Origin of the sequence: Streptomyces antioxidans (genome assembly GCF_000968685.2) — a bacterium.
Lineage (GTDB): Bacteria > Actinomycetota > Actinomycetes > Streptomycetales > Streptomycetaceae > Streptomyces > Streptomyces antioxidans.
In genome coordinates, this window is sequence record NZ_LAKD02000036.1 from 25711 (window position 1) to 38634 (window position 12924).

At 73.1% G+C, this 12924-nt stretch carries 12 protein-coding genes and 1 riboswitch; of the genes, 5 read left to right on the forward strand and 7 right to left on the reverse strand.

Annotated features, from left to right (window positions below; all coding sequences use genetic code 11):
• Window positions 1-20: 20 nt before the first annotated feature.
• The 5 genes from VT50_RS15540 to VT50_RS15560 form a co-directional block, all read right to left on the reverse strand.
• Entirely contained in the window at window positions 21-656 is a 636-nt protein-coding gene (locus VT50_RS15540) for an SCO2322 family protein (RefSeq protein WP_046089931.1), read from the reverse strand.
• Between the two features lie 53 nt (window positions 657-709).
• On the reverse strand, window positions 710-1999 hold the full coding sequence (locus VT50_RS15545; protein ID WP_046089915.1) for a prenyltransferase/squalene oxidase repeat-containing protein: 1290 nt from the start codon (window positions 1997-1999) through the stop codon (window positions 710-712).
• Between the two features lie 177 nt (window positions 2000-2176).
• Window positions 2177-2251, reverse strand: a riboswitch (cobalamin riboswitch).
• Between the two features lie 20 nt (window positions 2252-2271).
• Window positions 2272-2856 carry a GNAT family N-acetyltransferase gene (locus tag VT50_RS15550; protein WP_046089916.1) on the reverse strand — a complete coding sequence of 195 codons (585 nt, stop codon included), beginning with the start codon at window positions 2854-2856 and terminating at the stop codon, window positions 2272-2274.
• 79 nt (window positions 2857-2935) lie between these two features.
• Window positions 2936-4459, reverse strand: coding sequence for a cytochrome P450 (locus VT50_RS15555; protein ID WP_053048810.1), 1524 nt, complete (start codon window positions 4457-4459; stop codon window positions 2936-2938).
• Between the two features lie 140 nt (window positions 4460-4599).
• A complete protein-coding gene (locus VT50_RS15560; RefSeq protein WP_046089917.1) occupies window positions 4600-5688 on the reverse strand; it encodes an MBL fold metallo-hydrolase in 1089 nt (362 codons plus the stop codon).
• 116 nt (window positions 5689-5804) lie between these two features.
• On the opposite strand from VT50_RS15560, the gene VT50_RS15565 reads away from it, so the two are divergent.
• The gene (locus tag VT50_RS15565; protein WP_046089918.1) at window positions 5805-7271 is read left to right on the forward strand and encodes an aldehyde dehydrogenase; all 1467 of its coding nucleotides are present in this window, start codon (window positions 5805-5807) and stop codon (window positions 7269-7271) included.
• Window positions 7271-7504: a ferredoxin gene (locus VT50_RS15570; protein ID WP_046089919.1), complete on the forward strand. Its 234-nt coding sequence runs from the start codon at window positions 7271-7273 to the stop codon at window positions 7502-7504. Before VT50_RS15565 ends, VT50_RS15570 begins: the two co-directional genes overlap by 1 nt.
• 121 nt (window positions 7505-7625) lie before the next feature.
• Here VT50_RS15570 and VT50_RS15575 read toward each other — a convergent pair whose 3' ends face one another.
• Both VT50_RS15575 and VT50_RS15580 read right to left on the reverse strand, forming a co-directional pair.
• On the reverse strand, window positions 7626-8246 hold the full coding sequence (locus VT50_RS15575; protein WP_206269416.1) for a response regulator transcription factor: 621 nt from the start codon (window positions 8244-8246) through the stop codon (window positions 7626-7628).
• Between the two features lie 222 nt (window positions 8247-8468).
• Window positions 8469-9083 carry a TetR family transcriptional regulator gene (locus VT50_RS15580; RefSeq protein ID WP_046089920.1) on the reverse strand — a complete coding sequence of 205 codons (615 nt, stop codon included), beginning with the start codon at window positions 9081-9083 and terminating at the stop codon, window positions 8469-8471.
• Window positions 9084-9475: 392 nt separating this feature from the next.
• Between VT50_RS15580 and VT50_RS15585 the strand changes: the two genes are divergently transcribed.
• The 3 genes from VT50_RS15585 (at window position 9476) to VT50_RS15595 (ending at window position 12735) form a co-directional block, all read left to right on the forward strand.
• Window positions 9476-10816 (forward strand): glycosyltransferase family 4 protein, encoded by a 1341-nt coding sequence (locus tag VT50_RS15585; RefSeq protein ID WP_046089921.1) that lies wholly within the window; start codon window positions 9476-9478, stop codon window positions 10814-10816.
• Window positions 10817-10903: 87 nt separating this feature from the next.
• On the forward strand, window positions 10904-11638 hold the full coding sequence (locus VT50_RS15590; protein ID WP_046089922.1) for a class I SAM-dependent methyltransferase: 735 nt from the start codon (window positions 10904-10906) through the stop codon (window positions 11636-11638).
• Entirely contained in the window at window positions 11635-12735 is a 1101-nt protein-coding gene (locus VT50_RS15595; RefSeq protein WP_046089923.1) for a prenyltransferase/squalene oxidase repeat-containing protein, read from the forward strand. Before VT50_RS15590 ends, VT50_RS15595 begins: the two co-directional genes overlap by 4 nt.
• The last annotated feature ends 189 nt before the right edge of the window (window positions 12736-12924 follow it).

A 12924-nucleotide genomic window follows, 5' to 3' on the forward strand; every position in this document is an offset into this window, starting at 1 on the left:
GACCGTCTCCTCCCGTGCGTTCATGCGCGACGGCGGCGCGCCTGCCAGACCGCCGCGGCACCGAGCAGTACGACGGCGGCGAGCCCGCCGATCAGCCCGGCCGAGGGGCCCGAACCGCCGCCGTCCGCCGTGCCGCCGTCACCCTTCGGGGCGGCGTGGGCGCCCACGGAGGCGTTCACCTTGTCCCCGCAGCCCGCCTCCGGATAGCCGGAGATGGCGCACAGCAGCGCGGCGGAGTTGTAGCGCAGCGGCTTCGCGACGGAGGCGAGCGCGTCCCCGGCGGTCGCGTCCTCGCGGACCCGTGCGCACTCGTTGCGCGGCGTGGGCGGCGTCCGGCGGTCGGGCGCGTCGGTGGCCGTACCGAAGTCGATGACCACCGCGACCCGTTTGGTGCCGTCCGTGGCCGGGGTGTCGGCACAGACGGCGGCGAAATCGGCCATGCCGCGCGGCCGGGTGGCGTCGCCCGAGTCCTCGCTGACCGCGAAGCGGAAACCGACCATGTCGCCGTCACCGGGGCGCGCCGAGGAGGGCCCCTGCGTGGCGTAGCTCCAGCTGCCGCCGTCCTCGCCCCGCTGCCAGAACGACCAGTAGCGATACCCGTCCGCGGCCTGCGCGGGCGCCGCGCCGAGCACCGTGCCGAGCACCGCGCTGACCATCGCGAACAGGGCGGCGACGGGCAGCAGCAGCCGGGCCGCGTGGAAGCGTGGGCTCAAAGCTGTCGCCTCTTCCTGCCGCTCAGGAGAAACCCGATGCCCATGCCCGCGACCGCGCAGACGCCGACCGTCCACCAGACGCCGCCGACCCCGCCGCCGCCGTCGTCGTCCTTCTTCCCCTCGCTCTTACCGTCGCTGTCCGACTCCGCGCCCGGGGCCGCCGCCTCGGGCTTGGGGCCGGTGGCGTTCAACTGCCGTACGAGGTCGGCGCCGCCGAAGTCGCGGGGGTCGGCCCCGGCCGCGTGGGCCGCGAGGACCAGTTTGGCGAGGGCGCCCGGGTCGCCCTTGGCCCAGGCCGCCGTGGAGCTTTCCTCGCTCCGCAGCCACTTCAGGGGCTTGTCCGCGGCCGCGGTGTGCTTCCCCGCGGCGAGGGCCAGCACCGCGTCGGCCGTGCCGCCGAAGTCGGGCTGGTCCTTGGCGCCCGGCAGCGCGGACTTCAGGTGCTGGTCGGTGCCGGACATGACGCGGGAGAGATGGGCCAGGGCGGCCTCGGCGGCGTCCCCGGGCGACCCTGCTCCCCCCTTCCCGTCCGCGCAGCGCAGCGGCTTCGGCGCGGTGCCGCTGTCCTTGCCGACGGTCTCGAAGACGAACCCCTTGCCCTGCGCGGCCAGCGCGGCGCTCGCGGTGGCCAGCTCATTGGCGGCGGGCTCGCCCTTGCCCTTGCCCTTGGCCGCCGTATACGCGAACGCCCCGCGCTCCGCCGCCTTCGCCGAGCAGCCCAGCTGCAGCCCGAGCAGCGCGTCGTACGGGGACTTACCGCCCTTGCCCACGGCCGACCTCACCTTCGCCGGGTCCTGGCCGACGGCGGCGAAGGCGCCGATGGCCGCCGCGGTGGAGTTGGCGTCGCTCGGGCCGCCCGGGTTCATGCCCCAGCCGCCGTCCTCGTTCTGGTGGCGCTTGAGCCAGCTGACGCCCTTTTCCACGGTGCCGGAGCGCCCGCCCACCGCGGCCAGCGCCTGGACCGCCGCCGCCGTCGCGTCCGTGAACTCGCCCTTGTGCGGATCGCAATCCTCGGAGGTGTCCGCGCGGTACGCCGCGAAGCCGCCGTCCTCGCAGCTCTGCCCGGCCAGCCAGCCGACGGCCGACTTCGCCGGGGTGACGCCCACCGCGTCCTGGGCGAGCAGCGCCAGCGACTGCCGCCACACCCCGTCGAACTTCGGGTCCTTGACGCCGTAGAGCCCCTTGGCACGCCCGGCCGCGCCGTCGTCGGCCACGGCGGCGGGCGCGGCGGCCGCGCCCAGGGCGGCGCAGAGGGAAAGAGCCGCCACGCTGCGGCGAATGTTCATGGCTGTGGTGCCTCTCGGTCGGTGGACGGGCGCACGCAGCCGCGCACGGCCGTCCAGCCGCGCCACACGCGGAACGAACGCCCCGCGGCACACCTGGCACCCGGCTCAGCTCCGCATACCTCGACGGTGCCGCCACCGGTCACCCGGCGGCGGGAGCCTGCGTCATCGCGCCCGCCCGGGTATCCCGGCTCGTACGCCCCGCAGGGCGCGCTCACGGTTGCGGGTCAGCGCCGGAATCGCACCGGCTTCCCCCGAACGGACGCGTATGAAGTTCACGACCAGCTTATCCGCCGACTTATCGGACGCCCCCAGCCACCCTCAGCCGCCCACCGCTCGCACCCCGGGGCGCGGTCTGCCCGCACAAGGCTGAGCCAGCGCGTCGTCGTGCCGTCGTCCTCCTCGATATCACGGCGGTGCGCGAAGCCGAGCCGGGTGAGCAGGGCCAGCGACGCCTCGTTGGCCACCATGACCGTGGCGTGCACCTCGCTCAGCCCGAGCGCGCCGAAGCCGTGGCCGACGACCGCCTCGGCCAGTTCCCTCCCCAGACCGCGCCCCCACGCCTCCGGCGCCAGCGCGTAGACGATCTCGTGGCCGCCCACCAGCTCGGTCGGCTTGATCTCGGCGTGGCCAACGTACCGGCCGTCCTCGCGGACGGCCCAGACGTCGAACAGCCGCCGGGCGTAGACCTGGGTGAAGATCCGCCCGAACAGCGCCCGGTCCTGGGCCTCCGGGGCGAGCCTTCCGTCCCCCAGCCAGCTGCACACCCGCCGGTCCTGGAACAGCGCCACGAAGGCGTCCTCGTCGTCGGGCCGGTACGGCTCGAGCAGCAGGCGCGCGGTGCGCAGCGTCGCGGTCATGCGCCGCGACGCTACGCGGCCGGGCACCGCTCGGCAATCCGATAACGCCGCGCCTGACGGCCCCGCACCCGGCCGTCCGCTAGTCGCGGCGCCACCACTGGGCCAGGGACTGCCACCAGCGGCGCCGGGCCTCGTGCTCGGGGCCGGAGTCGGACTCGGGCGCGGGCTCCGGCTGTGGCTCCGCCGTGGCGGGCGCGATGTCCGGCGAGGGCGCCGGGGTAGCCGCCCGGACCGTCGTGGGCGTCCTGCCCACGGCGCCCGAGATGGCCGTGGTCGCTGCCGTCGCCATCTCGGCCAGTGCCTCATCGGACTTGGCGGCCGTCCGCGGAAAGCGCACCGGCAGCGCGGCCACGGCCCGCTGGAAGGGGCCGGGCCGCCACCGCAACCGCTCGGCGGGGACGGCGAGTTCGAGATCGGGCAGGCGGTCGAGCAGCTTCTCGACGGCGACGGAGGCGATCAGCTGGGCCGGGTCCTTCGCGGGGCAGGTGTGCGGGCCCGCGCCCCACGCCAGATGGGCTCGGTTGCCGCGCCGGTTCGACAGCAGGTACGGGTCGTTGTTGGCGGCCGCCAGGCTGATGACGACGGGGTCGCCCATGGACAGCCGGTGGCCGTCGACCGTGACGTCACGGCGCGGGTAGTGGAAGCAGAAGTTGGGGAGCGGCGGGTCCTTCCACAGGACCTCGTTGAGCGCGTCCTCGATCAGCATCGTGCCGCCCGCGAGATCGCCCCGGAACCGTTCGTCGGACAGCAGCAGCAACAGCCCGTTGCAGATCAGGTTCTGCTGGGGCTGGGTGCCCGCGCCGATGAGGAGGCTGAGCTGGTTGATCAGCTCCTCGTCGGTGAGCCCGGCGGGGTGGGCGATCAGCCAGGACGTCATGTCCGGACCCGGATTCTCCCGCTTGAGGGCGATGAGCCGGGAAAGGGACTCCGTGAGGACCGCGTTGGCCTGCTCGGAGTCCTCGGTGACGTCGAAGTGCGCCGAGAGCGCCGAGAGCGCCCGGACCAGCGTGTCGCTCAGCTCGGGCGGGCAGCCGAAGAGCTGGTTGAAGACGAGCAGGGGGAGCCGGGCGCAGTACTCCTCGAGCAGATCGGCCTCGCCCCTGGGGCCGAAGAGGTCGATCAGGAAGTCGGCGCTCCGCTCCACGTAGCGGCGCAGTGCGTGGAGGTCCAGGCGGTCGAACGTGTCGTTTGTCGCCGAGCGCAGCCGGTGGTGCTGCTCGCCGTCGCTGCACAGCGCGTTCGGCCGGTACATCATCATCGGCGCCACGGGGTTGTCCATGGGGATGGCGCCGTCGGTGAGTGCCTGCCAGTGGCGCGCGTCCTTGGAGAACGTCTCGGGGCTGCGCAGGATGTCCAGCGCGGTCTGGTAGCTGGTGACGAGCGAGGCGGGAACGCCGGGCGCCAGCTCCACGGGGGCGATCCGCCCGTACTGCCGCAGACGGGCGTAGGCGGCGGCCGGGTCGGCGGCGAACTCGGGGCCGTACAGCGGCTCGAGCCCCTGCCCGGCCGGGGCCTGCCCGGAGTGCGCGGGACAGCCCGGGGGAGGTGTCGGCCCGGTCGTCGGATCTGGTGTGGACGCGGAATCGCGGGTGGGGCTCGTCACGCATGCTCCTGCTGATGCGGCTGGTCACGGGCGGCGGGGGGTGTGGGAGTGTGTGCGGCGCGTGGGGGCGGGCGCGGGTGGGCGCGCCAGGCCGGGCAAGGCTAGCTTCCGGTCCCCCGGACCGGCACCCCATGCGTCGATCAAATCGCTTGGTACAGCACGGGATCGCTGCCCGGCACCGCTTCCGCCCGGCCCAGCTTCACCAGTCGGCGCAGATGCGCCTCCGCCTCCGAGACCGCGATGTTGCGGGAGCCGAAGGGGATCTGCTCCCACGGGCGGTTCCACTCCATGGCCTCGGCCAGCCGCCACGGGGTGAGCGGGGTGGAGAGCAGCGCCAGCAGCCCGGCCAGCCGCTCCTCGTGGTGGTCCAGCAGCGCCCGCACCCGTGCCGGGGCGTCGGTGAAGGCGTACTGGTGGGCGGGCAGCACCTCGGCCGGGGCGAGGGCGGCGACGCGTTCGAGGGAGTCGAGGTAGTCGCCGAGCGGATCGGTGACGGTCGCGTCGTCGGGGTCCTCGTAGAGCCCGATGTGGGGGGTGATCCCGGGCAGCAGATGGTCCCCGGAGAACAGTCGGCCATGGCCGGACAGCCCCTCCCCGGCGGCCGGATGGGCCTCTTCCAGATGGAGGCAGACATGGCCGGGGGTGTGGCCGGGGGTCCAGATGGCGCGCAGTCGGCGGCCCGGCAGTCCGAGGAGTTCACCGGGGACGATCTCGCGGTCGGGGAGGGCGGGCCGCCGCCCGGGGAGGCCCGTGCGGCCGGAGGTGCGGGGGGCGCGCAGCGGGGCCAGATGCTCCTCGGGCGCCCCGGCCGCGGTGAGCTTCTCCTCCAGATAGTCCAGCCAGTGGGAGGGCTCGGCCTCCCGGGCGCGCCGGACGACCTGGGCGTCGGCGGAGTGCATGGCGATCCACGCCCCGGACGCTTCCCGCACCTGGCCGGACAGTCCGTGGTGGTCGGGGTGGTGATGGGTGATGAGGACGCCGTGGACATCGGCGACGGAGGCGCCGCACGCGGCGAGCCCCGAGGTGAGGGCGTCCCAGGCCGTGGGGTCGTCCCAGCCGGTGTCGATCAGGACCGGGCCGCGGTCGGTGTCGAGGAGGTGGACCAGGGTGTGCCCGAGCGGGTTGTCGGGGATCGGGACCGGGACGCTCCACACTCCGCCGCCGTGGTCGGTCACCCGCGCCACCTGCGCCCCCCGCGCCTCCTGGGCCCCGCGCGTCACCTGCGCCATCGGCGTCCCCTCTCCTCGACACAAGCATTGCCCACTATAGCTAGAACTGGTATCAGTTCTGATGCTGCGTCAGATATTGGCAGACCCCCTGTGTCATCGGCCGGAAGGCATCAGCGATGGACGACCTCATCGAGCACGGGCAGCTCTTCATCGGCGGCGCGCTGGCCGATCCGGCGGGCGAGGACACCATCGAGGTCGTCTCGCCGCACACCGAGCGGGTCATCGGCCGGGTGCCGCACGCCTCCCGCGCCGATGTGGACCGGGCCGTCGCGGCGGCGCGTACGGCGTTCGACGACGGCCCCTGGGCCAGGACGAGTCTGGACGAGCGGATCGCGGTGGTCACCCGGATCAAGGACGCCATCGCCGTGCGCCACGAGGAGATCGCCCGGGTCATCAGCGCGCAGAACGGCTCCCCGTACTCCTGGAGCGTCCTCGCCCAGGCGCTCGGCGCGATGATGGTGTGGGACGCGGCGATCACCGTGGCCCGCGACTTCGTCTACGAGGAGCGGCGGGCCGGGGCGCTCGGGCCGCTGCTGGTGCGGCGGGAGCCGGTCGGGGTGGTCGCGGCCGTGGTGCCGTGGAACGTACCGCAGTTCGTGGCCGCCGCGAAGCTGGCGCCCGCGCTGCTCGCGGGGTGCTCGGTGATCCTCAAGCCCTCGCCCGAGACGCCGCTGGACTCCTACGTCCTGGCGGAGATCGCGGCGGAGGCGGGGCTGCCCGAGGGGGTGCTGTCGATCCTTCCGGCCGACCGCGAGGTCAGCGAGTACCTGGTCGGCCACCCGGGCGTGGACAAGGTGTCGTTCACCGGCTCGGTCGCGGCGGGCAAGCGGGTGATGGAGGTGGCCTCGCGCCAGCTGACCCGGGTCACCCTGGAGCTGGGCGGCAAGTCGGCCGCGGTGATCCTGCCGGACGCGGACCTGGAGGCGGCCGTCGCCGGGATCGTGCCCAACGCCTGGATGAACAACGGACAGGCGTGTGTGGCCCAGACCCGGATCCTCGCGCCGCGCGCCCGCTACGACGAGATCGCCGAACGGTTCGCGGCAGCCGCCTCCGCCCTGGTCGTCGGCGATCCGCTGGATCCGGCCACCCAGGTGGGGCCGCTGGTGGCGCGGCGGCAGCAGCGGCGGTCGCTGGACTACATCGCGCTGGGCCAGCGGGAGGGCGCCAAGGTACTGACCGGCGGCGGCCGTCCGGAGGCCCAGCAGACCGGCTGGTACGTGGAGCCCACGCTCTTCGGCGACGTCGGCAACGGGATGCGGATCGCCCGTGAGGAGATCTTCGGCCCGGTCATCTGTCTGCTGCCGTACGGGGACGAGGAGGAGGCGGCCAGGATCGCCAATGACTCCGACTACGGGCTGTCCGGCTCCGTCTGGACGGCGGACACCGGGCACGGCATCGACTTCGCACGGCGCGTCCGCACCGGCACCTACTCGGTCAACACCTTCAGCCTCGACATGCTCGGGCCGTTCGGCGGCTACAAGAACTCCGGTCTGGGCAGGGAGTTCGGCCCGGAGGGGTTCTCCGCGTACCTGGAGCACAAGATGATCCACCTGCCCCAGGGGTGGGACGGGGAGCCGGGCTGATGGGGGACCGCTGGCGGATCGAGGTGGACCGCGGGGTGTGCATCGGCGCGGGGATGTGCGTGAGCACCGCCCCCGGCGGCTTCCGGCTCGACACGGCGCGGCAGTCGCATCCGGTCGAGCCGGAGGCCGATGCCTCGGAGGCGGTGCTCGCGGCGGCGGAGGGCTGCCCGGTCGAGGCGATCGCCATCCGGCTGTCGGAAACCGGTGAACAGGTCTTTCCCCCCGACGATTAGCCCTCCTGGCCGCCAACGGCGGGGCCGGAGCCCGCCGTTGGCCCCGTCGCAAGCGCTCGTCGGCGGCTACGGCCCCAGGGCCGCACTCATCGGACCCGGCCCCAGCCCTCGCACTGCGATCTCAGACCCACCCCTCGCACTGCGATATCCGTATGGCGTCCACGCGGTTGCGCGCCCCGGTCTTCCGGGTGATCGCCGCCAGGTAGTTGCGGATCGTCCCGGTGGACAGGTGCAGCGTACGGGCGATCTCCGCGATGGAGGCGCCGTCCGCGGCCAGCGACAGCACCCCCAACTCCCGTTCGGTCAGCGGGATCTTGGCCGCCTGGAGGAAGCCGTAGCCGAGCGCGTCGTCCACGTACCGCTCCTTCCTCGCCACCCGCCGTATGGCCTCGATCAGCCGCTGCGGCGGGGCGTCCTTGTCGACGTAGCCGAGCGCCCTGGCCTCATGGGCGCGGCGCAGCGGGCCCGGCCGCTCCGAGTTGACCAGCACCAGCAGTCCGCAGTCCCCGCCCTCCCCAGAGGCGGATGCCACGAACTTCCCCCACTCGCCCTTCTGTGCCGCCTTGTCGGCCGCCGGGCTGTCCGTGTCCACCACGCACACCTGCGGCTGTAAGGAACGGGCTCTGCTACGCGCGTCGCGCCAGGAGCACGCCGCCGCCTCGATGTCTGGTTCGGCCCCTATCACGGATGCCAGGGCCGATCGCAGCAACCCTGACTCGTGTACCAGAAGTAACCGGATCACGAACTTCTCCACCCCCCACGATGCCTGCTCTCGTCGCGCGCCGTTGTCGCTCTGTCGCGCGCCGTTCATGAATACCGGTATTGGGCAGGGCGTGAACGCGGAAATTGAGCCAATGGGGGGCGTGAGGGCGCATAATCCCCTTCCAGAAGCTCGCAGGGGCGCAGGAATTGGCGCACGCGCCCCTGATGTGCCGTCCGTCCGGCCTGATGCCCGTCCGTCCGGCTATCGGCCCGGAGCGGGGGCGGTGAGGTCGATCAGACGGCAGACTGTCTCGATGTCGATCTTCACCTGGGCGATCGAGGCGCGCCCGGAGAGCCAGGTGATCAGCGCCGAGTGCCAGGTGTGCTCGATGACGCGGACCGCGGAAAGCTGCTCGGCCGTCGGGGCCTCGGCCAGGCCCATCGCATCGAGGATGATCGCGGTGGTGAGCCGGGAGACCGTGTCCACCTCCGGGCTGACCGACCGGTCGGCGAAGGTGAGCGCGCGGACCATCGCATCGGCCAGATGGGGTTCGCGCTGCAGCGCACGGAAGGCGCGCATCAGCGTCTGGGCGACCCGGGCGGCCGGTTCCTCCTCGGTCGGCGGCCTCTTGCGCAGCGTCTCGTGCATGTGCTGGAGCTGATCCTGCATCGTGGCGACCAGCAGATGGACCTTGGAGGGGAAGTAGCGGTAGAGGGTGCCGAGCGCCACCCCGGAGTTCTCCGCGACCTCGCGCATCTGGACCGCGTCAAAGCCGCCCCGGCTGGCCAGCCGGGCGCTGGAGTGCAGGATGCGCCGGCGGCGCGCCTCCTGCCGCTCGGTCAGCTGCAGGGCGGCCGGCTTGACTTCTGCGGTCATTTGTCCCACTTCGAATGTGTTGCGTCTGCGGGTCGGCGACAAGCGGACATCGTGCATGATGACGGGACCGTCCCGGGCCTGCGAGTCACTGGAACTCGTTCTAGGCTAGCGCGAGTCCGTCCCGAAGCACCCGGGTCCGCGCAGTTGAGGCAGGTTGCTGCCGAGCGGCGCCCGCCGTCGCGCCGGCGAGGGCGCCCCCGGTGCGGACCCCCGTCGTCAACTTCTCCCGAACGCCCCGGCTACCGAGTGGTAGGGATCACCCGCCCCGGCCCTGGAGAGGACGCCCGGGGCGGGTATCTTCGTGACTCCTCAGGGGATGCGTTAGTGAAACTTGTTCTAGATAAACGGAAGCGGATACGCTCCCGCTGAACTGCACCGAGGAGGGGGCGCGAGTGACCGCAGAGGCCGCGCAGGAGACCGGGGTCGACCCGCTTCGAGCAGCACCCCCCACCGCCACCGAGGAACGGCCGCTGCGCATCGCGCTGCTCAGCTACAAGGGGAATCCATTCTGCGGGGGCCAGGGCGTCTACGTACGCCACCTCTCCCGCGAACTCGCCCGGCTCGGCCACACCGTCGAGGTCATCGGCGCCCAGCCGTATCCGGTGCTCGACGCCGAGGAGGGCGTCACCCTCACCGAACTGCCCAGCCTGGACCTCTACCGCCAGCCCGACCCGTTCCGCACCCCCCGGCGGGAGGAGTACCGGGACTGGATCGACGCCCTGGAGGTCTCCACCATGTGGACCGGCGGCTTCCCCGAACCGCTCACCTTCAGCCTGCGCGCCCGCCGCCATCTCGCCGCGCGCCCCGGCCAGTTCGACGTCGTCCACGACAACCAGACCCTGGGCTACGGACTGCTGGGACTGGAGAAGCTCGGCTTCCCGCTGGTGACCACCATCCACCACCCGATCACCGTCGACCGCCAGCTGGAGCTGGACGCCGCCGAAGGCTGGAAGCGCCGGTTCTCCGTGCGCCGCTGGTACGGCTTCACCCGGATGCAGAAGCGGGTGGCCCGGCGGCTGCCCTCGGTGCTCACCGTCTCCGGCTCCTCCCGCCGGGAGATCGTGGAGGACCTGGGGGTGCGGCCGGACCGGATCCATGTGGTGCCCATCGGCGCGGACACCGCGCTGTTCTCGCCCGACCCCGCCGTCCCGGAGACCCCCGGCCGGATCGTCACCACCTCCAGCGCGGACGTGCCGCTCAAGGGCCTGGTGCATCTGATCGAGGCCCTTGCCAAGGTCCGCACCGAGAACCCCGGGGCGCATCTGGTCGTCGTCGGCACGCGCCCGCAGGAGGGGCCGGTGGCCGCCACCATGGCGCGCCACGGGCTCGAGGACGCCGTCGAGTTCGTCAAGGGCATCAGCGACGCCGAACTGGTGGACCTGGTGCGCGGCGCCCAGATCGCCTGTGTGCCCTCGCTGTACGAGGGGTTCTCGCTGCCCGCCGCCGAGGCCATGGCCACCGGCACCCCGCTGGTCGCCACCACCGGCGGCGCGATCCCCGAGGTCGCCGGGGTCGACGGCGAGACCTGTCTGGCCGTACCGCCCGGCGACGCCGACGCGCTCGCCGCGGCCCTGAACCGGCTGCTGGGCGACGCCGACCTCAGACGGCGGCTGGGCGCGGCCGGTCGCGAACGGGTGCTGCGGCGCTTCACCTGGGAGCAGGCCGCCCGCGGCACCGTCGAGCGGTACCGCCAGGTGATCGGCGCCTCCGCCCGGACGGCCGCCCACCGCTGAGCCACCGCCCCCGCTTCTCCCGCCCCTTGTCCCCGCCCGCCCCGAACCCTCCCGCCTCACGAATCCGCCGGACGAAAGCAGACCCCCGTGCTGACCGTCGATTTCTCCCGCTTCCCACTCGCCCCCGGCGACCGCGTCCTCGACCTCGGCTGTGGCGCCGGACGGCACGCCTTCGAGTGCTACCGGCGCGGCGCCCAGGTCGTGGCGCTCGACCGCAACGGCGAGGAGATACGCGAGGTGGCCAAGTGGTTCGCCGCCATGAAGGAGGCCGGTGAGGCCCCGGCGGGCGCCACGGCCACCGCCATGGAGGGCGACGCCCTCGCCCTGCCCTTCCCCGACGACAGCTTCGACGTGGTCATCATCTCCGAGGTGATGGAGCACATACCCGACGACAAGGGCGTGCTCGCCGAGATGGTGCGGGTGCTCAGGCCCGGCGGCCGGATCGCCGTCACCGTGCCCCGCTACGGCCCGGAGAAGGTCTGCTGGGCGCTCTCGGACGCCTACCACGAGGTCGAGGGCGGCCACATCCGCATCTACCGCGCCGATGAGCTGCTGGAGAAGATGCGCGGGGCCGGGCTGCGGCCGTACGGCACCCACCACGCCCATGCGCTGCACAGCCCCTACTGGTGGCTCAAGTGCGCCTTCGGCGTGGACAACGACAGGGCGCTGCCGGTGCGCGCGTACCACCAGCTGCTGGTGTGGGACATCATGAAGAAGCCGCTGGCCACGCGGCTCGCCGAACGCGCACTCAACCCCGTCATCGGCAAGAGCTTCGTGGCGTACGCGACCAAGCCCCGCGCCCCGCGCGAGGAGCGGGCGTGACGGCGCTCGGCCCGCGCCCCGGCCCCCGCACCGAACGGCTCGCGTTGCCCGGGGTGCTCAGCCCCGAGCAGGTGCTGAGCACGGTCGGGGGCATCGCCGCCGTCCAGCGCGCGGACGGCGCCATCCCGTGGTTCCGCGGCCACCACCTCGACCCCTGGGACCACATCGAGTCCGCGATGGCGCTGGACGCGGCGGGCGAGCACGAGCGGGCCACGGCCGCCTACCGCTGGCTGGCCCGGCACCAGAACCCCGACGGCTCCTGGTACGCGGCCTACCCCGACACCCCGGACGGCGTGGCCGCCACCGAACCCACCGACCGCGGCCGGGAGTCCAACTTCTGCGCCTATGTGGCGGTCGGCGCCTGGCACCACTACCTCTCCACGGGCGACGACGCCTTCCTCGACCAGATCTGGCCCACCGTCTTCGCCGCCGTCGAGTTCGTGCTCGGGCTGCAGCAGAGCGGCGGCCAGATCGGCTGGCGGCACCGCGCCGACGGCACCGTGGACCCCGACGCCCTGCTGACCGGCTCCTCCTCCGTCTACCAGGCGCTGCGCTGCGCCCTGGCCATCGCGGAACACCGCGAGGAGCCGCAGCCCGACTGGGAGCTGTCGGCCGGGCTGCTCGGCCACGCCGTACGCCACCACCCCGAGCGGTTCCTGGACAAGCACCGCTACTCGATGGACTGGTACTACCCGGTACTCGGCGGCGCGGTCACCGGCGCCGCCGCGAAGGAGCGCATCGAGGAGGGCTGGGACCGCTTCGTGGTCCCCGGGCTCGGGGTGCGCTGCGTCTCCCCCAACCCCTGGGTCACCGGCGGCGAGAGCTGCGAACTGGCGCTCGCGCTCTGGGTGATGGGGGAGTCCGACCGCGCGGTGGACATCCTCCGGTGGATCCAGCCGACGCTGCGCGCCGAGGACGGCATGTACTGGACCGGCTACGTCTTCGAGGACGACGCGGTCTGGCCCGAGGAGCGCACCACGTGGACGGCCGGGTCGCTGCTGCTCGCCGTGGCGGCGCTGGGCGGCGACGAGGCGACCACGGCCGTCTTCAGCGGCGAGCACCTGCCGCGCGGGCTGGACTCGGACTGCTGCGCCTAGGGTGTGCCCGGGCGCGGTTCGTGACGCCTGCGGCGGGCTGTTCCCCTCCCCGCCCCTTCCCACAACTGGGGCTCCGCCCCAGACCCCGTGTGGCAGGGGCGGAGCCGCCTACTGGAACTGCCCCGACCTGCCGTCGATCGCCCGTGGCGCCGTCATGGCTGGTCGCGCAGTTCCCCGCGCCCCTTTCGG